The sequence below is a fragment of the Plantibacter sp. Leaf1 genome (assembly GCF_001421315.1).
Classification (GTDB): domain Bacteria; phylum Actinomycetota; class Actinomycetes; order Actinomycetales; family Microbacteriaceae; genus Plantibacter.
In genome coordinates this window covers 1,105,745-1,128,358 of the sequence record NZ_LMJX01000002.1, presented here as the reverse complement: position 1 = coordinate 1,128,358, position 22,614 = coordinate 1,105,745, and the positions used below count along the sequence as shown (strand labels likewise).

Here is a 22,614-nt window from a genome sequence, read left to right as displayed (position 1 = left end):
TCTGTCACAAAAGGGAGCCAGTCTTGTCCGACACCTTCAACGCGCCACTCTCCGAGGTCGATCCCGAGATCGCCGCGGTCCTCGAGCAGGAGCTCGGCCGCCAGCGCAACACCCTTGAGATGATCGCGAGCGAGAACTTCGTGCCCGTCTCGGTCCTGCAGTCGCAGGGCAGCGTGCTGACGAACAAGTACGCGGAGGGCTACCCCGGCCGCCGGTACTACGGCGGATGCGAGTTCGTCGACATCGCCGAGTCCCTCGCGATCGAGCGCGCCAAGAGCCTCTTCGGTGCCGCGTACGCGAACGTCCAGCCCCACTCGGGAGCGACCGCGAACGCCGCGGTGCTCTCGGCCATCGCCACCCCGGGCGACACCATCCTCGGGCTCGAGCTGGCCCACGGTGGCCACCTCACCCACGGCATGAAGCTCAACTTCTCGGGCAAGCTCTACAACGCCGTCTCGTACGGCGTCGACCCCGAGACCTTCCTCGTCGACATGGACGTCGTGCGCGACAAGGCGCTCGAGCACAAGCCGCAGGTCATCATCGCCGGGTGGTCCGCCTACCCGCGTCAGCTCGACTTCGCCGCCTTCCGTGCGATCGCCGACGAGGTCGGCGCGAAGCTCTGGGTGGACATGGCGCACTTCGCCGGACTCGTCGCCGCAGGCGTGCACCCCTCGCCCGTGCCGTTCGCCGACGTCGTCTCCTCGACCGTGCACAAGACGATCGGCGGACCGCGCTCCGGCTTCATCGTCAGCCGCGACATGGAACTCGCCAAGAAGCTCAACTCGAACGTGTTCCCCGGCCAGCAGGGTGGGCCGCTCATGCACGTCATCGCCGCGAAGGCCACGGCGTTCAAGCTCGCCGCGACGGCCGAGTTCAAGGACCGTCAGGAGCGCACGCTCCGTGGCGCCAAGCTCCTCGCCGAGGCGCTCACCACCGACGCGTCGAAGGCCGCCGGCATCGACGTCCTCACCGGTGGCACCGACGTGCACATGGTGCTCGCCGACCTCCGGACCTCGGAACTCGACGGGCAGCAGGCCGAAGACCTCCTCCACGAGGTCGGCATCACGGTCAACCGCAACTCGGTGCCGTTCGACCCGCGGCCGCCGATGGTCACCTCGGGGCTCCGGATCGGCACGCCGGCGCTCGCGACGCGTGGCTTCGGCGACGCCGAGTTCGCCGAGGTCGCCGACATCATCGCCCTCGCGCTCCGCAACGGTGCCGAGTCCGGTGCGCTCCGCGAGCGCGTCACGGCGCTCGCCGAGCGTTTCCCGCTCTACGCCGGCCTCCAGCAGTAGGGCCCCGGAGCATGACCGCACAGATCCTCGACGGCAAGGCCACGGCCTCCGTCATCAAGTCCGAGATCGCGATCGAGGTGGCCGCGCTCAAGGAGCGCGGCATCTCGGTCGGCCTCGGAACCGTCCTCGTCGGTTCCGACCCGGGTTCGCAGTGGTATGTCGCCGGGAAGCACCGCGACTGCGCCGAGGTGGGCATGGAGTCCATCCGTCGCGACCTGCCGGAGACGGTGTCCCAGGAGGAGCTCGAGGCCGTCATCGACGAGCTCAACGCCGACGAGAGCTGCACGGGCTACATCGTGCAGCTGCCGTTGCCGAAGCACATCGACACCGATGCGATCCTCGAGCGCATCGATCCCGAGAAGGACGCCGACGGGCTCCACCCGACGAACCTCGGGCGGCTCGTGCTCAACGTCAACCGGCCGATCCACACCCCGCTGCCGTGCACGCCGAAGGGTGTCGTCGAGCTGGTCGAGCGACACGGGCTCAGCTGGGCGGGGAAGCACGTGGTCGTCGTGGGCCGCGGGGTCACCGTCGGTCGGGCCATCGGCCCGCTGCTGACGCGCCGTGACGTCAACGCCACCGTGACGTTGACCCACACCGGCACCGTCGGTCTCGACGACATCCTGCGCACGGCCGACGTCATCGTCGCGGCAGCCGGTGTCCCCGGCATCGTCACGCGCGACGCCGTCAAGCCGGGCGTCATCGTCCTCGACGTCGGCGTGAGCCGCGAGACCGACCCGGAGACGGGCAAGTCCCGCGTCGTCGGCGACGTCGCACCGGACGTCGCCGAGGTCGCCTCGTGGATGAGCCCGAACCCCGGCGGGGTCGGACCGATGACCCGCGTGGGTCTCCTCGCGAACGTGGTCCGCATGGCGACGCCCGCCGAGTAGCGCTCCGCATTGGAACGGCCCGGTCCCGTCAGCTCGCGCTGGTGGGACCGGGCCGTCGTCGTCGGGGCTCAGACCTCGCGGGTCGCGCCGGCCGCGGGTCGCACGGCGAAGATCGTCGGGGCCGTGAACGACGCCTCGGCGAACGCGGCCGAGACCGCCTCGGACACGGTCGCAGCGAGCGCCACCGGGACGAGCGCGATCGCCGCGCCGCCGAAGCCGCCACCCGTCATCCGCGAACCGATCGCGCCGGCCGCCATGGCCGTCTCGACGGCGAGGTCGAGCTCGGGGACCGAGATCTCGAAGTCGTCGCGCATGGAGGCGTGCGAGGCGACGAGCAGCTCGCCGATCGCGGTCGGACCGTGCTCGCGCAGTGTGCGGACGGTGTCGAGCACGCGCTGGTTCTCGGTGACGACGTGGCGGACGCGGCGGAACGTCTCGTCGTCGAGGAGCTCGCGGGCTCGATCGAGGTCGCCGACCGTGACGTCGCGGAGCGAGTCGGCGCCGAGGGCCGCCGCTCCGGCCTCGCAGGACGCCCGTCGCGCCGCGTAGCCGCCGGAGACGTGGGCGTGCTCCACGCGCGTGTCGATGACCAGCAGTTCGAGGTCGTGTTCGTCGAAGCCGAGGGGGATGACGTCGGTCTCGAGCGAGCGGCAGTCGAGGAAGACCCCGCAGTCCGGACGACCGAGCAGGGACGCCGACTGGTCCATGATGCCCGTCGGTGCTCCGACGGCGCGGTTCTCCGCGAGCTGACAGATCTTCGCGAGCGTCTTGCGGTCGTGGTCCAGGTGCCAGATCTCGTCGAGGGCGACGGCGACCGACGCTTCGATCGCCGCGGAGGAGGAGAGGCCCGCTCCGACCGGGACGTCGGAGTCGAGGTAGATGTCGACGCCGGACAACTCCGCAAGGGGCGCGCCGAACTGCCCGAGCGCCCACACGACGCCGAGCGGGTAGGCCGACCAGCCCTGCAGCGCGTCGGGGTCGAGCGTGCGCAGGGAGGCCTCGACGACCTCGGGCGAGAAGCTGCTGGACACCCTGATGCGGTCGTCGTCGCGTCGGCGGACGGCCGCGACCGTGCGGCGGTCGATCGCCATCGGGAACACGAAGCCGTCGTTGTAGTCGGTGTGCTCGCCGATGATGTTCACCCGGCCGGGCGCCGACCAGAGGCCGTTCGGTTCGCTGCCGAAGGTGCGCTCGAATCCGCTCGTGGCGGTCTGCTGGAGGTCGGTCATACGGGGTTCTCCTCGTCGGCTGCGGCGATCGCGGCGCGCAGGGCGGTGGCGGTGGACTCGGGAGGCACGTCGCCGATCCACGCACCCATGGCGGCTTCGGAGCCGGCCAGGTACTTCAGGCGGTCGGCGCCACGGCGCGGCGAGGTGAGCTGCAGGTGGAGTCGGAGCTCGTCGCGGTGGACGCGCGTGGGTGCCTGATGCCAGGCGGCGATGTACGGGGTCGGGGTGTCGTAGAGGGCGTCGACGCCGCGGAGCAGCCGCAGGTAGAGGACGGCGAGTTCGTCGCGCTCCGCGAGGGAGGTGGCGGCGAAGTCCGGGACGTGCCGGTGCGGCATGAGGTGCACCTCGACGGGCCAGCGGGCGGCGAAGGGGACGAAGGCCGTCCAGTGCTCGCCCGCGAGGACGACGCGCTCGTCGGCCTGCTCCGACGCGAGGATGTCGGCGAAGAGGCCGGGGCCGTACGCCTCGCTCGCTGCGATGAGCCGCTGGGTACGCGGCGTCACGTACGGGTAGGAGTAGATCTGGCCGTGCGGGTGGAGGAGGGTGACGCCGATCTGCTCACCGCGGTTCTCGAACGGGAACACCTGCTGGATCGAGTCGATCTGCGACAGCGCGTGCGTGCGGCGCGCCCAGGCCTCGATCACCGTGCGTGCACGGGTGCGGGAGAGGGAGCCGAAGGAGCCGGTGCTCGACGGGCTGAAGCTCACGACCTCGCAGCGGCCGACCGAGGTGCGGGTCCGCCCGATGCCGATGGTCGCGAGGTCGGCGAGGTCGACGGGGGCGTTCTCGTCCTCGAGGAGCGGGCCGAAGGACGGCGACTTGTTCTCGAAGACCGCGACGTCGTACTGATCGGGGATCTCGGAGGGGTTCGACGGGCTCGCGGGGGCGAGCGGGTCGAGGTTGGCGGGCGGCAGCATCACGCGGTTCTGGCGTGCCGCGGCGATCGAGATCCATTCGCCGGTCAGCGGATCCTGGCGCATGGACGCGGTCGGGGGGCGTGCCGCGAGGTCGCGGGTGTCCGGCAGCCGTTCCGCGGGCAACGTCGTGTCGACGTCGTCGAAGTAGATGAGTTCGCGGCCGTCGGCGAGGCGCTGGGTGCTGCTCGCGATCGCCGGGTCGATGACGAAGCTGTCGTCGAGTTGGGGCATGGGGATCCTCTGAACGGGTTGTCGAACGGAAACGTGCAACGTTTCGTCTTGAAAAGTATAGGCAAGTCGGCGAAGATTCAAGCATGTCCGTCGATGAGCCGATCCAGCTGCCTGCGCCGCTGCGCCGCGACCGCATCCGTGAGCTCCTGGACGAGCGCGGTTTCGTCCGCGTGGCCGACATCTCCGAGGACTTCGGTGTCTCCCGGGTGACCGCACGGACCGACCTCGACACCCTCGTCGACCAGGGCGACGCCGTCCGTGTGCACGGTGGCGCGATGCCGGTGTTGGGCCGTGGAGCCGTCGAGTCGCCCATCGAACTCGCGACCGCGACCTCGGCGCACGCGAAGCAGCGCATCGGTGAGGCCGCCGCGGCGATGGTGCGCTCCGGACAGAGCGTGATCGTCGACGTCGGCAGCACCGGTCTCGCCCTCGCCCGAGCACTCAAGGCGCGACGGGACCTCTCCGACCTCGTCGTGATCACCAACGGCCTGACCATCGCCCTCGAGCTCGAGTCGGAGATACCGAGGTTCTCGGTGATCGTGACCGGCGGATCGCTGCGGCCACTCCAGCATTCGCTCGTCGACCCCCTCGCCGGGTCGTTGCTCGGGCAGGTGCACGCCGACTTCGCCTTCATCGGGTGCAACGGGGTCGACGCCGAGCATGGCGTCACCAACGTCAACCTGCCCGAAGCCGAGGTGAAGGCCAGGATGGTCCGCGCGGCCGAACGCGTGGTCGTGGTCGCCGACGCTTCGAAGCTCGGGGTGCGACAGCTCGGCCGGATCGCCGGACTCGACGCCTTCGACGCCCTGTTGACCGACGACGGTGCCTCGCCCGAGATCGTGGCGAGCCTCAGGGAGGCCGGGCTGCCGGTCACCCTGGTGCCACTCGGGGACTGACGCGCCGAGCGGTTCCGGATCACCGATCCTCGCGCACGGACGACCCGATGCGGCACCATGGTCGCATGAGTGATCGAACGCACCCGGCCGTGTCCATCGTCGAGCGCACGCTCCGGGATCGCGGCGCTCAGGGGGAGGTCACGTGGCTCGACGACGCCGCTCGAACGGCGGCCCTCGCAGCGGAGGCCCTCGGGGTCGCGGTCGGCGCCATCGCGAACTCCCTCGTGTTCACCCTCGACGGTGAACCGACCTTGATCCTGACGAGCGGCGCGCACCGGGTCGACACGGCCTGGCTCGGTGAGCGTCTGGGCGGACGGCTCAAGCGCGCCGACGCCGAGGTCGTCAAGGCGGCGACCGGCCAGGTCATCGGTGGTGTGGCGCCGGTCGGTCACCCCGAGCCGATCCGTACCTACGTGGACGAGGCGCTCGCCGCGTACCCGGAGGTCTGGGCTGCGGCCGGCCACGCGCACACGGTCTTCCCCACGACGTTCGAGGAGCTCGTGCGCGTGACCGGCGGGCAGGTCATCGCGGTGGAGCCTCCGACGGATCCTGCGTCGTCGTCGGGCGCACCGTCGGCGTAGCCATCGGAGCGGCCGTCGCGGTCGGCGGCGTGCCGTGCTGCTTCGTCACCCGGCTCGGCGGCAGCGGAGCGGTCGCGACGACGCCGTTCCTGCGGCCCCACCAGGTGCTCACCACGGCTGCGGCGACGCACAACGCCATCGGGATGAGCATGAACGGTCCGCCGGCCCCATCGCCCCGCTCGAAGACCTGGTCGGTCTGCGACATCAGCGCCGTGGGCACGAGCAGGAGGAGGTTGTTCGTCGCGTGGATCAGCACCGGCGCCTCCAGGCCGCCCGTGCCTCGGGCGGCGAAGGACATCGAGGCGCCGAACACGAAGTAGTAGGCGATGAGCCACGGGTCGCCCGCGAAGTGCACCGAGGCGAAGACGGCGCCGGAGATGATCGTGCCGACGACGAAGGCGGTCATCGGGCGGCTGAACCAGGAGCCGACGGAGCGCTGGATGAGGCCGCGCGCACCGTACTCCTCACCGGCCGACTGCAGCGGTGTCGTGAGGACGACGACGGCGAGCATGGCGATCATGGTGCCGTCGACCACGACGGGTTCCAAGGGGGACAGCAGGAACGACGCTCCGACGTACACCACCCAGACCGGGATGATGATGAGGGCGAGCCGCCCGAACCAGCGCCAACGGAACCGCCCCTCCACCGAGGACAGCCACCGTGGCCGAACGCCGAAGATCGCCCACTGGATGAGCATCGACGCGGGGATGAGTGCTGCGAGCGACAGGTTGTTCGCGAGCATCGTGACCGGCGTCAACGTCATCAGGCCGTTCGCGACGTCGTCGAGCGTGTACGCCCCGGTGGCGACGTCGATGATCAGGGCGACGCTTCCGAAGGCGATGGAGAGGATGAGGAAACCCACCACGAGCAGGAGGAGAGCGAGCGCACCTCGCCACCAGGCGGGCGCGGCTCGGAGGGCGTGGTCGTACGTCGCCGTCCGCCGCGGGGGCTCGACCGTGTCCGCCTGTGCGGGAGGCGCCGTCGAGAAGGACGGCGAAGTCGTCTGCGGGAGCTGTCCGGGATCCGTCATGCAGCCAGCGTAGGCAGGCCCTCCGGCCCGACGCGTCCCCCGAGCGGCGGACGACCAGCGACGGACGGCGGACGACCCGCGACGGATCGAGCGGGCGGTCTGGCCCAAGGTGACTGCCGGTGGGAGACTGGCGGCTATGGCAGGACACCGCATCTTCACGACGAGCTTCGGCAGCATCTACCCGCACTACGTGGCGAAGGCGGAGCGGAAGGGGCACACGAAGGCCGAGGTCGATCAGGTCATCACGTGGCTCACGGGCTACGACGCCGCCGGGATCGAGCGGGTGGTCGCCGACGGAACCGACATGGAGACCTTCTTCGCCGAAGCCCCGGCGATGCACCCCAACGCCTCGCTCATCACGGGCCTCATCTGCGGCATCCGCGTCGAGGAGATCGAGGATCCGCTCATGCAGCGGATCCGCCAGCTCGACAAGTTGGTGGACGAGGTCGCGAAGGGCAAGAAGATGACCTCCATCCTCCGCGAACCCGCCTGACCGGTCGGCACGCGCTCGCCCGCCCCGGCACCGCCGGCCGCCGCGCGCTCGCGCGACGGCCGACGGTCTTACGACGACGGCTCAGTGCGCGAGCACCGGCTCCGTCGACGCCTCGGGGGCGTGGTGCAGGGCGAGTCCCTGGTTGCGACGACGGAACAGCAGCGCCGCGGTCACCGCGCCGACCGCGAAGAAGCCGGCACCCCAGAAGTACGCCGTCTGGTAGCTGTGGATGGCCGCCTGGGCGAGCACCTCGGCCGTCGGTGGGGCGTTGTCCGTGACGTAGGCCGTCGCGGCGCTCGCCGCGAGGGTGTTGAGCAGGGCGACACCGATCGAGCCGCCCACCTGCTGGCTCGTGTTGACCGTCGCCGAGGCGACGCCGGCGAACGCGCGATCCACGCCGAGGGTCGCGGTCTGCATCGAGGCGGGCATGATCGACCCCATCGCGAAGCCGAGCACCATGAGCGCGGGCATGACGTCGCCCACGTAGGAGCTGTCGAGGTCGAGTCTGGTGAGCAGCAGCATCCCGACCGCTCCGAGGGTCATGCCGAACGGCACCATCACCTTCGGCCCGAAGCGCGGGACGAGGAGGTTCGTCCCGAGCTGTGCTGCGAGCACGAGCATGGCGATCATCGGCAGGAAGGCGAAGCCCGTCTGCTGCGGTGAGTACCCGAGCGAGGCCTGCAGGTAGTACGTGACGAACAGGAAGATGCCGAACATCCCTGCTCCGGCGATCATCACCGAGATGAACGCCGCTCCGCGGTTGCGGTCGAGGACAATGGACAGGGGGAGGAGCGGGTGTGCGGCTCGTCGCTGCCAGAGGACGAAGGCGATGAGCAGCACGCCGGCAGCGGTGAGGAACCCCCAGCTGAGTGGCGAGTCCCAGCCGTCGGTCTCCGCGTTCGCGAAGCCGTACACCAGGCTGAACAGCGCACCTGAGACGAGCACGGTGCCGGGGACGTCGAGCTTCGGACGCGGACCGGTCGCCTTCGGCGTGGTGATGAAGACGACGGCGCCGACGATCGCGATCACGGCGATGAACACGTTGATGGAGAGGTTCCAACGCCAGTCGAACTGTTCGGTCAGGAACCCGCCGAGGAGGAGTCCGACGGCGCCACCCGCACCGGCGATCGCGCCGAAGACGCCGAAGGCCCTGGCGCGTTCCTTCGGGATCGTGAAGGTGGTGGTGAGCATGGCGAGTGCGGTCGGGGCGAGGAGTGCGGCGAAGACGCCCTGGAGTGCCCGTGCGGCGACGAGCATCCCGAACGAGTCGGCGGCGCCGCCGAGCGCCGAGGCGATCGCGAAGCCGATGAGTCCGATGATGAAGGCCCGCTTGCGGCCCATGAGGTCGGAGAGGCGTCCACCGAGCAGCAGGAGGCTGCCGAAGGCGAGCGAGTAGGCGGTGACGATCCACTGGCGGTCGCCGTCCGAGAAGCCGAGGTCGGCTTGGGCTGCGGGCATCGCGATGTTCACGACCGTGGCGTCGAGCACGACCATGAGTTGCGCGAGGCCGACGGTGACGAGCGTCCACCAGCGACGTGAGGAGACGGCCGGGGTTCCGGCGGTGAGAGTCGAGGTCATGCTGAGGAGCATATACGGAACCGTACAGTTTCGGAACCGGTAAGTTCCAGAACGGGTGAGTTCCTGAACTATGCTGTTCCTCGAGACGAAAGGGAGGTGAGCCGCGATGACGCAGCTCGAGACTCCGCCAGACGCCCCGAAGCTCGGACGCAAGCGTGACCACTCCCGCGACGCCGAGATCCTCGAGGCGGCACTCGACGTCCTGGCCGAGACGGGCTACGCCGGGATGACGGTCGACATGGTCGCGTCCCGCGCCAAAGCGGGCAAGGCGACGCTGTACCGGCGCTGGGCGTCCAAGTCCGAACTCGTGATCGACGCCGTCGCATGCATGAAGCAGATCGATCCGGACTTCTCGAAGCTGCCCGACACCGGCTCGCTCCGGGGCGACCTCGTCGCGCTCATCAAGGCGCCGTCCATCGCCGACGGTGAACGCAAGATGCGCGTCTTCGCCGGGGTCATGTCGATGATCTCGGACGCTCCAGAGCTCACCGAGTCCGTGCACTCCGCCATCGTGGAGCCGCGCATGGCCGTCAACCGGTTCCTGTTGCGGCGCGCGATCGACCGCGGGGAGATCCGTGAGGACGCGGACGTCGAGACGCTGTCGCTCATCAGTCAGGCGATGGTCAGCTACCGGGTGCTGATGTTGCGAGAGCCGGTCACGCGGGACTTCCTCGTGTCGGTGATCGACGGCGTCATCATGCCGGCCGTCCGGAAGTAGCCCGATGACCGAAGGGCCGATCAGACCTCGTACCGAGCTGATCGATCACGCTCCACCGGTCCGACTCGGAACGGTGGACGCCCCGCTGCGGTTCTCCGGCCCCCGTGAGCCGGGCGGACGTCACCTCATCGTCGACGGCATACCGGCGTTCGAGCTGAGCTTCCCCTGCGGCACCTGTGCGCTGCTCTTCCGTCGACTGGACGCGGGCGCCCGGGCGCTCGCCGAGGCAACGCTGCACCACCACCTCGACGAGCACGTGCCGGCGATCGACGACCTGTCGTTGCGCGAGCTCGTGTCGACGTTCCTCCCTGCCGGGACCTACCTCCCGCTCCTGCTGTCCGTCGAGCCGGTCCTCGTCGCTCCGGGCGGCGACCTCGACTACTTCTCACACGAACAGGTGGTGCACCGCGGGATCGATCCGAACCTGGGTGCGCCGGAGGACCCGGCGACCGAGTACTACCGCGGCTCGACCCGGACGATCGGCGATCACGAGACCCTGTTCGAGTTCCTCGTGCCGATGCTGCCGCCGAGCCGGAACGATCGAGCCCGCGTGGACGCTTACGAGACCGCGTTCCGCGCCGGGGGAGCGGCGACCGTGCTCGCCGTCTCCGTCGTCGACCGGACGCAGCCGTCCGACAGCGTCGAGGCCCACACAGGGCTCGTGCACGTCGTGCTCGACGGTCACCACAAGCTGGAGGCTGCGGCGAGGCTCGGTGTCGCGGTGGCGGTTCTGGCCTTCGTCTCGGTCGAGGCGAGCCTCGCCGACGAGGCGACGGTGACCGGCCTTCCTGAGCTCCTCGCCCGCTGAGGGGCGGCGGTCCTCAGGCCGACGGTGCTGCGGCGGACGAATGGTGTCGCGCTGGTGGGCCCGGTGGGGCTCGAACCCACGACCCGCGGATTAAAAGTCCGATGCTCTGCCAACTGAGCTACAGGCCCATACGGGTTCTACTCTACGAGATCCGGGCGCGCGACGTTGACGCGTCGCGTGATCGTCTCGGGGAGCCGCGCCCGCTCGAGGCGGGTACCGTGGTCGGGTGCGCGGAGCGTGGCGCACGGGAGGAGGACGCATGACCGAGGGATTCCACCGTCCGACGAAGCTACCGCCGTCGATGCTCGAGGCCATCCAGGGCGGCCTCGACCCCGAGGCGGTGTCGAGGATCACCCACGAGACCGCGGTCGCGCTGCTCACCCGCGTGCGGGCGGACCCCGATCCCGCGGTGGTCGACCGCCTCGTCACCTACACGGACGAGCACGGGATCGACGCCATCGCCGAACTCTGGTCACATGCGAGTCCGAGGAGTCTGCCCGGAGCGCTCTGGCGGATCTACCTGTTGCGCCTCCTCATCCGTCAGGACCCGGTCGCCACGAGCTACAGCTTCCAGCGGGGGACCGAACTCATCACGACGGTGGACCCGGTCATCGCCGGTGCTGCCGAGCCCACCGGTCCGGAGGAGATCATCGTGCTCGCCGACCAGATCCTCCGTGGCCTCTACACCGGCGACTTCGCGATCGCGCTCGAGCGGGCGGCGTCCTTCTGCCGCATCAACGCCGTCGGATGCTCCTCGCTGGCGGACGACCGCGACGCGGTCGATCCGGCCGACGCCGCGCGGCTCACGACGAAGGCCGCCCGGTTCGGCACCATCGCCGAGGAACTCGCCGGGTGCGCCCGCCTCTGGCGCACCGACTCGCTTGACTGAACCTCAGCGTCGGGTCAAGCTCCTGCACCTGGGAATACACACAGGCGATCGCTTGCTACACTGATTCAGCCGGGCCGCAGTAACCCCGGGCTCCAAAAATCGCCGCTTCGAGCGGCCTTGCGCCGAGAGGCGTTCCTGCGGCCTGGCACTTCTTCCCCTCGGGCTCGTCCCCGGGACCCTGGCTCCGTGATGACACCGGAACTGGGGTGGTGCGTCGTGCCGATTGCTCCAATCGGATCCCGGCCCCGCGCCGAACTACGTGCATGACCACCGCACTGTACACGCAGACCCGTCCTCGGGCGGGCGTCGCGCAAACCGTCGGTGTCCGTGAGAAGCTAAGACTTGTGACCACGGGACCGGAAGCCGACGCTGCACCGCAGCCGTCCTTGGCGAACGTCCTCGACGCACTGCTCGTCCGCGTCGCCAGTGGCGACCAGGTCGCCTTCAGTGAGTTGTACGACCACATCGCTCCTCGGGTCCTCGGACTCGTCAAACGGGTGCTCGTCGACCACGCCCAGTCCGAGGAGGTCACCCAGGAGGTGTTCCTCGAGGTCTGGCAGAACGCCACGAAGTTCGAGGCGGGCAAGGGCACCGCGACGACCTGGGTGCTCACCATGGCCCACCGTCGGGCGATCGACCGCGTCCGTGCCTCGCAGGCCGGCCGCGACCGCGACCTCAAGATCGGTATCCGCGACTTCGACGAGCGTGTCGACGACGTGCAGGAGACGGTCGAGATCCGCATCGAACATGAGCGGGTCAAGCGCGCGTTCGTGCGGTTGAGCGAGCTGCAGCGCGAAGCGGTGACGCTCGCGTACTACGGCGGTTACAGTCACAGCGAGATCTCGAACCTGCTCGGCGTACCGATCGGTACGGTCAAGACCAGGTTGCGGGACGGAATGATCAGACTTCGAGACGAGTTGGGGGTGCGTACATGACCGAGCGAGACGATGCAGCAGACCTGGCAGCCGGCAATGCGCTGCACACCCTGACCCCGCGCGAGCAGGAGCGGTTCGACCGCCTGCGCGCCGAACACGAGTCCGTCCGCGAGGAAGCGGCGGTATTCGAGGAGACCGTAGCCATGCTCGACCTCGCAGCACCACCGGTGCAGCCGTCGGCCGCGCTCAAGAACTCCCTCATGGCGGCGATCCAGACCCTGCCGCAGCTCCCCGTGGACGCCCCGGTCACGACCCCGGTCGTGCAAGACGATGCGATCCCGACCATCCCGCGGGTCGAAGCGACGACGACCCCTGAGGCCGACGTCGCGCCGGAGACGACCTCGTCTCCCGCCACCCCGACGCCGATCGCGGGAGCTGCGGAGCGCAAGGCCGCCTCTCGGTGGCGGCGGGGTGCCGTCGGCATGGTCGTCGGTGCCGCAGCGGCGGTCGGACTCATCTTCGGTGGCGTCGGACTGGCGAACACCTTCGGCGGCGGATCCCTCACGCAGACCGTCGCCCTCGCGGAGATCAACGCGGCGTCCGACGTCCAGCGCGCCAAGGTGTCCATGGACGACGCGACCGCGACCCTCGTGTGGTCCGGTGAGCTCGGGAAGTCCGCGCTCCTCGTCGACGGGCTCGGTTCGCTGCCGGCCGACAAGGTGTACGAACTCTGGTACATCGGCGAACAGGGTCCGGTGTCCGCCGGAACGTTCTCTGCGGCGAACGGCACCACCTGGCGGGTCCTCGACGGCGCGATGAGCGCGGGGGACAAGGTCGGCGTGACCGTCGAACCGCAGGGCGGCTCCGAGCAGCCGACCACCGACCCGATCATGGTCATCGACACGGCGTAGCCCGTTGCACGCAGGTCGCGGGACCGTCCGCCGACCGCACTGACATGACGAGGGCCCCACCCGGGAATCCCGGGCGGGGCCTTCGTCATGTCAGCGTCGGATCAACCGAAGCGACCCGAGACGTAGTCCTCGGTCGCCTGGACCGACGGCTTCGAGAACATCGTGGTGGTGTCGTCGTACTCGATGAGCTTGCCCGGCTTGCCGGTGCCGGCGATGTTGAAGAACGCCGTCTTGTCGCTCACGCGGCTCGCCTGCTGCATGTTGTGCGTGACGATGACGATCGTGTACTCCTGCTTGAGCTCCTCGATGAGGTCCTCGATGGCGAGGGTGGAGATCGGGTCGAGCGCCGAGCACGGCTCGTCCATCAGCACCACGTCGGGGGACACCGCGATGGCGCGAGCGATGCAGAGACGCTGCTGCTGACCGCCGGAGAGCCCGGAACCGGGCTTGTCGAGGCGGTCCTTGACCTCGTTCCACAGGTTGGCGCCCTGCAGGGAGCGCTCGACGAGCGCGTCCTGGTCAGACTTCGACATCTTCCGGTTGTTGAGCTTCACACCGGCGAGGACGTTCTCCTTGATGCTCATCGTCGGGAACGGGTTCGGGCGCTGGAAGACCATGCCCACCTGGCGGCGAACGAGGACGGGGTCGACGCCCGGTCCGTAGAGGTTGTTGCCGTCGATCAGGACCTCACCCTCGACGCGCGCACCGGGGATGACCTCGTGCATGCGGTTGAGCGTCCGGAGGAACGTCGACTTGCCGCACCCGGAGGGGCCGATGAACGCGGTGACCGTGCGGGGCTGGATCTGGAGGGAGACACCCTCGACGGCCATGAAGCTGCCGTAGAAGACGTTGAGGTCGTTGACTTCGATGCTCTTGGACACGGGGTTCCTTTGCTCGCGGCCTAGCGGCCGAACTTGGGGGCGAAGATCTTGGCGATGAGGCGGGCGATGAGGTTCAGCGCCATGACGATGAGGATGAGGACGAGCGCGCCGGTCCAGGCGCGGTCGACGTAGGAGGCTCCGTCGGTGCCCTGGTTCGCGTACTGGGTGTACACGAAGACCGGCAGGGTCATCATGGGGCCGTCGAAGAGGTTGTAGTTCATGCTCTGCGTGAACCCGGCGATGATGAGGAGCGGGGCGGTCTCACCGATCACGCGGGCGACGGCGAGCGTCACACCGGTGATGATGCCGGCGATCGAGGTGGGGAGCACGATCTTCAGGATGGTCAGCCACTTCGGCACACCGAGGGCGTAGGAGGCCTCACGGAGTTCGTTGGGGACGAGCTTCAGCATCTCCTCGCTGGATCGCACCACGACGGGGATCATGAGCAGCGACAGGGCGATCGCGCCGCCGATGCCGAGTCGGACGCCGGGGCCGAAGAAGATCGCGAGGAGCGCGAAGGCGAACAGGCCGGCGACGATCGAGGGGATGCCGGTCATCACGTCCACGAGGAAGGTGATGCCCTGCGCCAGTCGGCCGCGGCCGTACTCGACGAGGTAGATGGCGGTCAGGATGCCGATCGGGATGGAGATGACCGACGTCGCCAGGGTGATGAGCAGCGTTCCGGTGATGGCGTGCAGTGCTCCACCGCCTTCGCCGACCACGTTCCGCATCGACAGGCTGAAGTAGTTGATGTCGAAGCGGGCCGCGCCGGCGGAGATGACGGTGATGGCGACGGAGATGAGTGGCAGGAGTGCGATCACGAACGCCGCGGTGACGAGCGTGGTGAGCAGACGGTCCTTCGCCTTCCGGCGGCCCTCGACGAGGAGCGAGGCGACGTACACGGTCACCGCGTAGAGCGCGGCACCGAGCACGACGGCTCCGGGCACGTTGTAGCTCTTGTCGGTGCTGGACTGCTGCACCAGCAGGAAGATGAGTCCGCTGACGATCAGGCTGCCGCCGAGGATGGTGAGCGGAGCGAACTTCGGCAGCTTGCCCGCGGTGAGCGAGTTGGAGAACGGTGTGGCGATGGTCGCCTGACGGCGGTCGGTCGTGGCGGTCATCAGTTCGCTCCCGAGAATTCTTTACGACGGTTGACGATGAGTCTGGCGATGAAGTTCACCACGAAGGTGATGATGAACAGGATCAGGCCGGTGGCGATGAGCTTGTTCACGTCGATGCCGAAGGACTCGGGGAAGTTGAGGGCGATGTTCGCCGCGATGGTGTTCGGGTTGCTCGAGGTGAGCAGGAAGAACGAGTAGACGGCCGCCGGCGAGAGCACGAGGGCGACGGCCATGGTCTCGCCGAGCGCGCGGCCGAGGCCGAGCATGGACGCGGACACGATGCCAGGGCGGCCGAAGGGCAGGACGGCCATCTGGATCATCTCCCAGCGCGTGGCGCCGAGTGCCAGGGCGGCTTCCTCGTGGAGCTTCGGGGTCTGGAGGAAGATCTCGCGGGAGATGGCCGTGATGATCGGGATGATCATGACGGCGAGGACGAGGGCGACCGTCAGGATCGTCCGGCCGGTGCCGGAGACGGTGCCGCCGAAGAGCGGGATCCAGCCGAGGTTCTCGGACAGCCAGGCGAAGAAGGGCTGGACGAAGGGGGCGAGGACGAGCGCGCCCCAGAGGCCGTACACGACCGACGGCACGGCGGCCAGGAGGTCGATCACGTAGCCGAGGGCGACCGCGAGGCGGCGCGGCGCGTAGTGGGTGATGAAGAGCGCGATCCCGAGGGAGAGCGGCACGGCGATCGCCAGAGCCAGGACCGCGGCCCAGATGGTGCCGAAGACGAACGGGCCGACATAGGCCCAGAAACTCGTCGGTGCGCCGGTGAACGACGAGGAGTCGGCCGTGAGGGCCGGGAACGCCTGGACGATGAGGAAGATCGCGACCGCCGCCAGGATGACGAGGATGAGTGATCCGGAGACGACGGACAGCGTGGAGAAGACGCGGTCGCCGACTCGTTGCTTGGCTTTGGGTCTCGCAGCTAGGGCCTCGACAGCCATGGGTTCCCGTTCTCTCGATGCGATGGTGGTGCCCCTCGACAGTTCGGGGAGCGGGTACTGCGGGTACTGCGGGTGCTGGTGACGCAGGACGAGCGTGCCGGGCAGGACCCGGCACGCTCGACCGTCGGACTACTTGATGGACGCGATCGCGTCCTGGACCTTCTTGGCGAGGTCGGCGGAGAGCGGCGCAGCACCGGCCGACTTCGCAGCCTCTTCCTGGCCGGCGTCGCTGGCGATGTAGCCGGCGTACGCCTTGACGAGGTCGGCGGCCTTGGGGTCCGCGTACTCCTGGCAGGTGATGAGGTAGCTCACGAGCACGATCGGGTAGTGGGTCGCGTCAGTGGTCTCGCGGTCGAGCTTGATCGCGATGTCGTTCGCCTCACGGCCCTCGACGAGCGGCGAGCCCTCGACGACGGCGGCAGCACCCTCGGCGCTGTACTCGACGAACTCCTCGCCGACCTTGATCTTCGCGACACCGAGGTCGCCGGCCTTCGACGCGTCGGCGTAGCCGATGGTGCCGGTGCCGCCCTTGACGGTGTCGACGACACCCGAGGTGCCCTTGGCGCCCTCACCCGACTGGAACGGGAAGGTGTCGGCCGGCTCTGCGGTCCAGACGTCCGGTGCGTTCTTGTTCAGGTAGTCGGCGAAGTTCTTCGTCGTACCCGAGTCGTCCGAACGGTGGACGGCGGTGATGGCCGTCGACGGCAGCTTCGCCTCAGGGTTCAGGGCGACGATCGCCGGGTCGTCCCAGCTGGTGATCTGACCGGCGAAGATCTTCGCGATGGTCGCTGCGTCGAGGTTCAGCTCGTCGACGCCCTCGACGTTGAAGATGACCGCGATCGGGGAGATGTAGACCGGGAGGTCGATCGCCTTGGAGTCGGCTGCACACGCGGCGAAGGTGCTCGAGAGCTCCTCGTCGGAGAGGGCCGAGTCCGAACCGGCGAACTGCACGCCGCCGGCGATGAACGCCTTACGGCCGGCGCCGGAGCCGTCGGGGGAGTAGTTGATGGTGACGTCCGGGTTGGCCGTCTGGAAGGCGGCGACCCAGGCTTCCTGGGCGCTGCCCTGCGACGAAGCGCCGCTGCCGGCCAGGCTGCCCTTGAGGTCGCTGGCGGCTGCGCTCGTGGCGGTGGCGCCGCCTTCGTTGGCCGCACAGGAGGTCAGTGCGACGGCTGCGACTGCTGCTACGACCGCGACGCGGCCGAAACGTGAGAACTTCACAGGGATGTCCATTCATTGGTGTGGGTGCGAGCCGGTGCTGGCTCGTCAGTGACGCTAACCATGCGGCATGACGAGCATCCCCCGCGCTGGTAAACAACGGGTGAACGGAGATCGACGGCTTCCTTGCGCGACGCCGGGAAAACGCACGAAACGGCCCCCCTTCGGGGGCCGCTCCGGTCGCTCTGGGTGCGCGGACCGCTCAGACGCGTGGTTCGTGGGTCTCGATCGCGATGATGCCGGAGCTCGGGTTGGTCCGTGAGAGGTGCACGATCGAGAACGCACCCGTCTCGAGTGCTGCCGCGCTGCCGAGGTAGGACCCGCGGGTCGAGCCGGTCGCCAGGGCGATCTCGCGGAGGATCTCGGGGAGGACGGGACCGTGGCTGCAGAGGATGGCGGTCTTCAGCGCGCGCACGCGGCGCCCGACCACCCGGCGGACGTCGGCCTCTCCTCGTTCGTACGCGTCCTGGCTGATCAGCTCGGAGCGTTTGGGCTCGATGCCCGCGGCGGCGGCGATGGGGCTCACCGTGCTGACGCAGCGCACGGCCGTGCTGGTGACGATCTTGCGCGGACCGAAGGCGAGCAGGGTCGCGACGTTGCCGGCGGCCTGCTTGACGCCTCGGGCGGCGAGTGGCCGGGTCGCGTCCTCGCCAGGCCATTCGGAGGGGGACGTGGCTTTGCCGTGCCGCATGGCGATGAGGGCGAAGGTCGCGGTCACGCCCTCCTCGACGAGCGCGGCGAACGTCTCGAGGATCTCGACGTCGCGCTCGTAGCTGAGGTAGCTCCGTGCACGCTTGATGCTGACCCACTCCAGGGCGGCGACCTCCCCGTTGGGGATGAACGTGCTCTCGCGGACGGCCTGCTCGGTGACCTCGGCGGACCAGTAGTGGACGATCTTCTCGCGACCGCTGGACAGCGGGTAGGTGGAGACACCGAGGGGGACCCCGAGGTGGACGCTCAGGCCCGTCTCCTCCTTGATCTCCCGGACGGCCGTCTCCGCGAGGGTCTCGCCCGGGTCGACCTTCCCCTTGGGGATCGTGATGTCGCCGTACACCGTGCGGTGGATGACGAGGAGGTGGACCTTCCCGTCGATGAGACGCCAGCACACCGCACCGGCTGCATAGATTGCCGTCGTCGTCATGGTCTCTACCTCGTCGTGTGGTGGTGCTCGTCCAGGTCGCGGTGCCGCATCGTCAGCGACGACTCCTCGGGCGCCGGCGCGCCGCGGTCTCGAGCATGAGGGAGTCTTGCAGATCCGTGAGCGGCTGGCCATCAGCGTCGACCGCGTGGCGTGTCCACACCCCGTCGGCGTCGAGCCACCACGACGAGGTCTGCTCGTCGAGGGCCTGCTCGAACATGGCGGCGGTCGCGGCGAGATGCTTCGGATCGGTGAGGCGCACGAGTGCCTCGACCCGGCGGTCGAGGTTGCGGTGCATCATGTCGGCGCTGCCGATGAACACGTGCGGATCGCCGTCGTTGTGGAACGAGAAGATGCGGGAGTGCTCGAGGTACCGCCCGAGGATGGACCGCACGCGGATCGTCTCGCTCATGCCCGGCTGACCGGGCTTCAGCGCGCAGATGCCGCGCACCCAGAGGTCGACGGGCACGCCCGCCTGGCTCGCGCGGTACAGGGCGTCGATGATCGCCTCGTCCACCATGGAGTTGACCTTGATGCGGATGCCGGAGGGCTTGCCCTCCTCCGCGTTCGTCCGTTCCTGCTCGATGTGCTTGAGCAGTCCCTTGCGGAGGTGGCGGGGCGCGACGAGGAGGCGCTTGAACTTCTTCTCGATGGCGTAACCGGACAGCTCGTTGAAGAGCCGCGTGAGGTCCTTGCCCACTTGGTCGTCGGCCGTGAACAGGCCGAGGTCCTCGTAGATCCGGCTCGTCTTCGGGTTGTAGTTACCCGTGCCGATGTGGCTGTAGTGGCGCAGCACGCCCCGCTCCTGACGGACGACGAGGGCGAGCTTGCAATGGGTCTTCAAGCCGACGAGCCCGTAGACGACGTGCACGCCCGCCTTCTCGAGCTTTCGGGCCCAGGAGATGTTGTTCTGCTCGTCGAAGCGCGCCTTGATCTCGACGAGGGCGAGGACCTGCTTGCCCGCTTCCGCGGCGTCGATCAGTGCTTCGACGATGGGGCTGTCGCCGGAGGTCCGGTACAGGGTCTGCTTGATCGCCAGGACGTGCGGGTCGGCCGCCGCCTGCTCGATGAAGGCCTGCACGCTCGTGGCGAAGGACTCGTAGGGGTGGTGGACGAGGACGTCCTCCCTCGCGATCGACCGGAAGAGGTCGGGCTTGCCGTTCGGCTCGTCGGGCTGGAACTGCAGCGCGGTCGTGGGCACCCGCTTCGGGTACTGGAGGTCGGGACGGTCGATACCGGCGAGGCTGAAGAGCCCACCGAGGTCGAGCGGCGACGGGAGGCGGTAGACCTCCTGCTCCGTGATGTCGAGTTCGCGGACGAGCAGGCCGAGCGTGACGTCGTCCATGTCGTCGGTGATCTCGAGGCGGATCGGCGGGCCGAACCGACGACGCAGCAGCTCCTTCTCGAGTGCCTGGATGAGGTTCTCGGTCTCGTCCTCCTCGATCACCATGTCCTCGTTGCGGGTGACGCGGAACACGTGGTGATCGACGATCTCCATGCCGGGGAACAGATGGCCCAGGTGGTTGGCGATGACCTCCTCGAGCGCGATGTAGCGGACGCTCGGGGCGGTGTCGAGTGCCGCGGAGCGACGCTCGGCCGGGCCGACGCGGACGAAGCGCGGCATCATCTGGGGCACCTTGAGCCGGGCGAACTCCTCGCGCCCGCTGCGCGTGTTCCGCACCCGCACCGCGAGGTTCAGCGAGAGCCCCGAGATGTAGGGGAAGGGGTGGGCCGGGTCGACCGCGAGCGGCATGAGGACGGGGAAGACCTGGTTGCTGAAGTACTCGCTCAGGTAGTCGCGGTCTGCGGCGTCGAGCGAGTCCCAGGTGACGACGGTGACGCCGCGTTCCGCGAGGTCGGGACGCACGAGGTCGTGCCAGGCGCGGGCGTGCCGCTCCTGGAGGATGTGGGCCTGCTGCGAGATCTCGGAGAGGACGTCGGCCGGGGCGTTGCCCACGTTCGTGGGGACGGCCAGGCCGGTGAGGATGCGTCGCTTCAGACCCGCGACCCGGACCATGAAGAACTCGTCGAGGTTCGACGCGAAGATCGCGAGGAAGTTGGCGCGCTCGAGGACGGGGAGCGCCGGGTCCTCTGCGAGCTCGAGCACGCGCTGGTTGAAGGCGAGCCAGCTGAGTTCGCGGTCGAGGTAGCGGTGCTCGGGAAGCGCCGGATCGTTGCGCTCGAACGCGGGATCGAAGTCCTCGTCGTCTCCATCGAGGCCGACGTCGAGCACGGTTGGGTCTGCTGGCATGCCTTCATCATGACACCGTGACGGCGGTGGTCGCGACGACTGCGGTGAACACTCTGTAAATGCGGTCGCCCCGGCGTGCTGTGGAGCGGGATCAGGCGTCGGTTCTCGCGTACTGGACGTCGATCGTGTGGTCGGTGAATCCGAGGGATCGGTACAGCGAGACCGCCGGCACGTTGTCCGCTTCGACGTAGAGCGTGACGGCGTCGACCGCACGGTCGCGCAGCCGCGCCATCCCGGCTTCCATCAGGAGTCGGCCGAGTCCGCGGCCGCCGGCCGCCGGGTGCACGCCCACCGCGTACACCTCACCGACCGTCTCCTCGATCTTGAGCCAGATGAACCCGAGCAGGTCGCCGTCGGAGCCGCGGGCCAGGAGGAAGTCGCCGGCGTCGAACCACGACTCGGCCTCGCGCGCGCGGAGGTCGTCGAGGGTCATCCGCCCCTGCTCGGGATGGCCGACGAACGCGAGCGCGTTCACCTCGAGCCATTCCTGTTCGTCGACACCTGGCCGGAAGGTCTCGATCGTGACGTCCGCGTGCGCGGCGGTCGCCGATCGGGCGCGGTTCGCCGGCGCCTTCGTCAGGCGCAGCTGCAGGAGCGTCCTGACGGACGAGAATCCGAACTCCTCGGCGAGCGCCCGGGAGGCGGGGTGGTCGCCGTGCGCCCAGATGCGGACGTTCGGCGGGCAGTTCGAGAGGACTCCGCGGAGTGCGGCGCGGCCGTACCCGTGCCCTCGCCACTCGGGCTCGATCACGAACTCGAGTTCCCCGTGCCCGACGATGGCCGCGCCGACGACGGCGAAGTCGTCCGGGTCGACGGGCGGATCCTGGGGCTCGACCGCGAGGATCAGGGTGCGGGCCCCCGAGGCGACGTCGATGAGCGACTGGTCGCTGAACGGCGGCTGGCCGTCGACGAGCGACGCCGTCCGGACGAGGCGGTCGAGCGCGGCGCGCGTCGGCGCGTCCTCGACGTTACGAACCGACAGCGTCAGCCGGGGCATGATCATCCTCGTAGACGTTGAATCGGTAGCCGACGTTCCGCACGGTGCCGATGAGCTGCTCGAGGTCTCCGAGCTTCGCGCGCAACCGACGGACGTGCACGTCGACGGTGCGGGTGCCGCCGAAGTAGTCGTAGCCCCAGACCTCGCTGAGCAGCTGCTCGCGCGTGAACACCCGGGAGGGATGGGTCGCGAAGAACCGGAGCAGCTCGAACTCCTTGAAGGTGAGGTCGAGCGGTTTGCCGTGGACCTTCGCGGAGTAGCTGGCCTCGTCGATGACCACGCCCGAGGCCTGGATCTTGCTCGCCGAGTGTTCCTGCGAGGCGCGGCCGATGGCGAGCCGGATCCGTGCGTCGACCTCCGCCGGCCCGGCCGACTCGAGGATGACGTCGTTCACGCCCCAGTCGGTGCTGACGGCGGTGAGTCCGCCCTCGGTGAGGATCAGGAGCAGGGGGACGGACAGGCCGGACGCCCCGAGGATCTTGCACAGCGACTTCGCGCTCGCCAGATCCTGCCGGGCGTCGACCAGCACCAGGTCCGAACTCGGCGCGTTCACGAGCTGCGACGGATCGGCCGGGATCTGCCGGGTGCGGTGGCTGAGGAGTCCGAGGGATGGGAGGACCTCGGTGCCGACCATGGAGGTCAAGACCAAAATTTGCGCCACGCGCATCCTCCCGACTGAGTTTGGAACCATATTAGGCGAACGACTGCGCCCGCCGTCGCACC

The 22,614-nt window shown here is 69.0% G+C and carries 22 protein-coding genes and 1 tRNA gene; 10 read left to right on the top strand and 13 right to left on the bottom strand.

What is annotated here, in order from left to right; genetic code table 11:
• Positions 1–23 precede the first annotated feature (23 nt).
• Together glyA and ASE44_RS07540 are read left to right on the top strand one after the other, a co-directional pair.
• Positions 24–1,295 carry a serine hydroxymethyltransferase gene (gene glyA, locus ASE44_RS07545; protein WP_056007889.1) on the top strand — a complete coding sequence of 424 codons (1,272 nt, stop codon included), beginning with the start codon at positions 24–26 and terminating at the stop codon, positions 1,293–1,295.
• An 11-nt stretch (positions 1,296–1,306) separates the two neighbouring features.
• Positions 1,307–2,185 (top strand): bifunctional methylenetetrahydrofolate dehydrogenase/methenyltetrahydrofolate cyclohydrolase, encoded by an 879-nt coding sequence (locus tag ASE44_RS07540; RefSeq protein WP_056778626.1) that lies wholly within the window; start codon positions 1,307–1,309, stop codon positions 2,183–2,185.
• A gap of 68 nt (positions 2,186–2,253) precedes the next feature.
• Here ASE44_RS07540 and galK read toward each other — a convergent pair whose 3' ends face one another.
• On the bottom strand, positions 2,254–3,414 hold the full coding sequence (gene galK, locus ASE44_RS07535) for a galactokinase (protein ID WP_056778624.1): 1,161 nt from the start codon (positions 3,412–3,414) through the stop codon (positions 2,254–2,256).
• Positions 3,411–4,562, bottom strand: coding sequence for a galactose-1-phosphate uridylyltransferase (gene galT, locus ASE44_RS07530; protein WP_056007881.1), 1,152 nt, complete (start codon positions 4,560–4,562; stop codon positions 3,411–3,413). Before galT ends, galK begins: the two co-directional genes overlap by 4 nt.
• 83 nt (positions 4,563–4,645) lie before the next feature.
• Between galT and ASE44_RS07525 the strand changes: the two genes are divergently transcribed.
• Positions 4,646–5,458 (top strand): DeoR/GlpR family DNA-binding transcription regulator, encoded by an 813-nt coding sequence (locus tag ASE44_RS07525; protein WP_056778622.1) that lies wholly within the window; start codon positions 4,646–4,648, stop codon positions 5,456–5,458.
• Positions 5,459–5,523: 65 nt separating this feature from the next.
• Positions 5,524–6,039, top strand: a complete 516-nt coding sequence (locus ASE44_RS07520) for a YbaK/EbsC family protein (RefSeq protein WP_056778619.1) — start codon at positions 5,524–5,526, stop codon at positions 6,037–6,039.
• On the opposite strand, the gene ASE44_RS07515 is transcribed toward ASE44_RS07520, so the two are convergent.
• Positions 5,981–7,069, bottom strand: coding sequence for a CPBP family intramembrane glutamic endopeptidase (locus ASE44_RS07515; RefSeq protein WP_056778616.1), 1,089 nt, complete (start codon positions 7,067–7,069; stop codon positions 5,981–5,983). The genes ASE44_RS07520 and ASE44_RS07515 overlap by 59 nt on opposite strands.
• A gap of 136 nt (positions 7,070–7,205) precedes the next feature.
• Here ASE44_RS07515 and ASE44_RS07510 point away from each other — a divergent pair, with 136 nt between their 5' ends.
• Entirely contained in the window at positions 7,206–7,562 is a 357-nt protein-coding gene (locus ASE44_RS07510; protein WP_056778614.1) for a DUF2200 domain-containing protein, read from the top strand.
• An 81-nt stretch (positions 7,563–7,643) separates the two neighbouring features.
• Here ASE44_RS07510 and ASE44_RS07505 read toward each other — a convergent pair whose 3' ends face one another.
• Complete coding sequence (locus ASE44_RS07505; protein WP_082456059.1) at positions 7,644–9,140, bottom strand: MFS transporter; 1,497 nt, start codon at positions 9,138–9,140, stop codon at positions 7,644–7,646.
• A gap of 106 nt (positions 9,141–9,246) precedes the next feature.
• Here ASE44_RS07505 and ASE44_RS07500 point away from each other — a divergent pair, with 106 nt between their 5' ends.
• Positions 9,247–9,858 (top strand): TetR/AcrR family transcriptional regulator, encoded by a 612-nt coding sequence (locus tag ASE44_RS07500; RefSeq protein ID WP_056007864.1) that lies wholly within the window; start codon positions 9,247–9,249, stop codon positions 9,856–9,858.
• A 4-nt stretch (positions 9,859–9,862) separates the two neighbouring features.
• Entirely contained in the window at positions 9,863–10,666 is an 804-nt protein-coding gene (locus tag ASE44_RS07495) for a hypothetical protein (RefSeq protein ID WP_056778609.1), read from the top strand.
• A 52-nt stretch (positions 10,667–10,718) separates the two neighbouring features.
• Here the strand turns inward: ASE44_RS07495 and ASE44_RS07490 are convergent.
• Positions 10,719–10,794, bottom strand: a tRNA-Lys gene (locus ASE44_RS07490).
• A 131-nt stretch (positions 10,795–10,925) separates the two neighbouring features.
• Between ASE44_RS07490 and ASE44_RS07485 the strand changes: the two genes are divergently transcribed.
• The 3 genes from ASE44_RS07485 (at position 10,926) to ASE44_RS07475 (ending at position 13,341) form a co-directional block, all read left to right on the top strand.
• Complete coding sequence (locus ASE44_RS07485; protein ID WP_056007821.1) at positions 10,926–11,555, top strand: hypothetical protein; 630 nt, start codon at positions 10,926–10,928, stop codon at positions 11,553–11,555.
• Between the two features lie 263 nt (positions 11,556–11,818).
• Positions 11,819–12,490 (top strand): ECF RNA polymerase sigma factor SigK, encoded by a 672-nt coding sequence (gene sigK / locus ASE44_RS07480; protein ID WP_082455889.1) that lies wholly within the window; start codon positions 11,819–11,821, stop codon positions 12,488–12,490.
• Complete coding sequence (locus ASE44_RS07475; protein WP_056778606.1) at positions 12,487–13,341, top strand: anti-sigma factor domain-containing protein; 855 nt, start codon at positions 12,487–12,489, stop codon at positions 13,339–13,341. The genes sigK and ASE44_RS07475 overlap by 4 nt, the downstream gene beginning before the upstream one ends.
• A gap of 101 nt (positions 13,342–13,442) precedes the next feature.
• Here the strand turns inward: ASE44_RS07475 and pstB are convergent, their stop codons facing one another.
• From pstB to ASE44_RS07435, 8 genes are all read right to left on the bottom strand, one after another.
• On the bottom strand, positions 13,443–14,222 hold the full coding sequence (gene pstB / locus ASE44_RS07470) for a phosphate ABC transporter ATP-binding protein PstB (protein WP_056007815.1): 780 nt from the start codon (positions 14,220–14,222) through the stop codon (positions 13,443–13,445).
• A gap of 20 nt (positions 14,223–14,242) precedes the next feature.
• Positions 14,243–15,343 (bottom strand): phosphate ABC transporter permease PstA, encoded by a 1,101-nt coding sequence (gene pstA, locus ASE44_RS07465; RefSeq protein ID WP_056007812.1) that lies wholly within the window; start codon positions 15,341–15,343, stop codon positions 14,243–14,245.
• On the bottom strand, positions 15,343–16,287 hold the full coding sequence (gene pstC, locus ASE44_RS07460) for a phosphate ABC transporter permease subunit PstC (RefSeq protein WP_056007810.1): 945 nt from the start codon (positions 16,285–16,287) through the stop codon (positions 15,343–15,345). Before pstC ends, pstA begins: the two co-directional genes overlap by 1 nt.
• 129 nt (positions 16,288–16,416) lie before the next feature.
• Positions 16,417–17,508 carry a phosphate ABC transporter substrate-binding protein PstS gene (pstS, locus tag ASE44_RS07455; RefSeq protein WP_082456058.1) on the bottom strand — a complete coding sequence of 364 codons (1,092 nt, stop codon included), beginning with the start codon at positions 17,506–17,508 and terminating at the stop codon, positions 16,417–16,419.
• 199 nt (positions 17,509–17,707) lie between these two features.
• Positions 17,708–18,646 (bottom strand): NUDIX domain-containing protein, encoded by a 939-nt coding sequence (locus ASE44_RS07450; protein ID WP_056778595.1) that lies wholly within the window; start codon positions 18,644–18,646, stop codon positions 17,708–17,710.
• Between the two features lie 52 nt (positions 18,647–18,698).
• Positions 18,699–20,894, bottom strand: a complete 2,196-nt coding sequence (locus ASE44_RS07445; RefSeq protein WP_056778593.1) for an RNA degradosome polyphosphate kinase — start codon at positions 20,892–20,894, stop codon at positions 18,699–18,701.
• A 91-nt stretch (positions 20,895–20,985) separates the two neighbouring features.
• Positions 20,986–21,891 (bottom strand): mycothiol synthase, encoded by a 906-nt coding sequence (gene mshD / locus ASE44_RS07440; protein ID WP_056778591.1) that lies wholly within the window; start codon positions 21,889–21,891, stop codon positions 20,986–20,988.
• A complete protein-coding gene (locus ASE44_RS07435) occupies positions 21,863–22,552 on the bottom strand; it encodes a response regulator transcription factor (protein WP_200921028.1) in 690 nt (229 codons plus the stop codon). The genes mshD and ASE44_RS07435 overlap by 29 nt, the downstream gene beginning before the upstream one ends.
• Positions 22,553–22,614: the final 62 nt, after the last annotated feature.

What these genes read in the sequence shown, in the direction of transcription:
- ASE44_RS07505 (WP_082456059.1), bottom strand. Translation starts at nt 9,140, where the DNA reads ATGACCTCGACTCTCACCGCCGGAACCCCGGCCGTCTCCTCACGTCGC.
- ASE44_RS07500 (WP_056007864.1), top strand. Translation starts at nt 9,247, where the DNA reads ATGACGCAGCTCGAGACTCCGCCAGACGCCCCGAAGCTCGGACGCAAG.
- ASE44_RS07525 (WP_056778622.1), top strand. Translation starts at nt 4,646, where the DNA reads ATGTCCGTCGATGAGCCGATCCAGCTGCCTGCGCCGCTGCGCCGCGAC.
- ASE44_RS07515 (WP_056778616.1), bottom strand. Translation starts at nt 7,069, where the DNA reads ATGACGGATCCCGGACAGCTCCCGCAGACGACTTCGCCGTCCTTCTCG.
- ASE44_RS07450 (WP_056778595.1), bottom strand. Translation starts at nt 18,646, where the DNA reads ATGACGACGACGGCAATCTATGCAGCCGGTGCGGTGTGCTGGCGTCTC.
- ASE44_RS07485 (WP_056007821.1), top strand. Translation starts at nt 10,926, where the DNA reads ATGACCGAGGGATTCCACCGTCCGACGAAGCTACCGCCGTCGATGCTC.
- ASE44_RS07495 (WP_056778609.1), top strand. Translation starts at nt 9,863, where the DNA reads ATGACCGAAGGGCCGATCAGACCTCGTACCGAGCTGATCGATCACGCT.
- pstC (WP_056007810.1), bottom strand. Translation starts at nt 16,287, where the DNA reads ATGGCTGTCGAGGCCCTAGCTGCGAGACCCAAAGCCAAGCAACGAGTC.
- galK (WP_056778624.1), bottom strand. Translation starts at nt 3,414, where the DNA reads ATGACCGACCTCCAGCAGACCGCCACGAGCGGATTCGAGCGCACCTTC.
- sigK (WP_082455889.1), top strand. Translation starts at nt 11,819, where the DNA reads ATGACCACCGCACTGTACACGCAGACCCGTCCTCGGGCGGGCGTCGCG.
- ASE44_RS07475 (WP_056778606.1), top strand. Translation starts at nt 12,487, where the DNA reads ATGACCGAGCGAGACGATGCAGCAGACCTGGCAGCCGGCAATGCGCTG.
- galT (WP_056007881.1), bottom strand. Translation starts at nt 4,562, where the DNA reads ATGCCCCAACTCGACGACAGCTTCGTCATCGACCCGGCGATCGCGAGC.
- ASE44_RS07445 (WP_056778593.1), bottom strand. Translation starts at nt 20,894, where the DNA reads ATGCCAGCAGACCCAACCGTGCTCGACGTCGGCCTCGATGGAGACGAC.
- ASE44_RS07510 (WP_056778614.1), top strand. Translation starts at nt 7,206, where the DNA reads ATGGCAGGACACCGCATCTTCACGACGAGCTTCGGCAGCATCTACCCG.
- mshD (WP_056778591.1), bottom strand. Translation starts at nt 21,891, where the DNA reads ATGCCCCGGCTGACGCTGTCGGTTCGTAACGTCGAGGACGCGCCGACG.
- pstA (WP_056007812.1), bottom strand. Translation starts at nt 15,343, where the DNA reads ATGACCGCCACGACCGACCGCCGTCAGGCGACCATCGCCACACCGTTC.
- ASE44_RS07520 (WP_056778619.1), top strand. Translation starts at nt 5,524, where the DNA reads ATGAGTGATCGAACGCACCCGGCCGTGTCCATCGTCGAGCGCACGCTC.
- ASE44_RS07540 (WP_056778626.1), top strand. Translation starts at nt 1,307, where the DNA reads ATGACCGCACAGATCCTCGACGGCAAGGCCACGGCCTCCGTCATCAAG.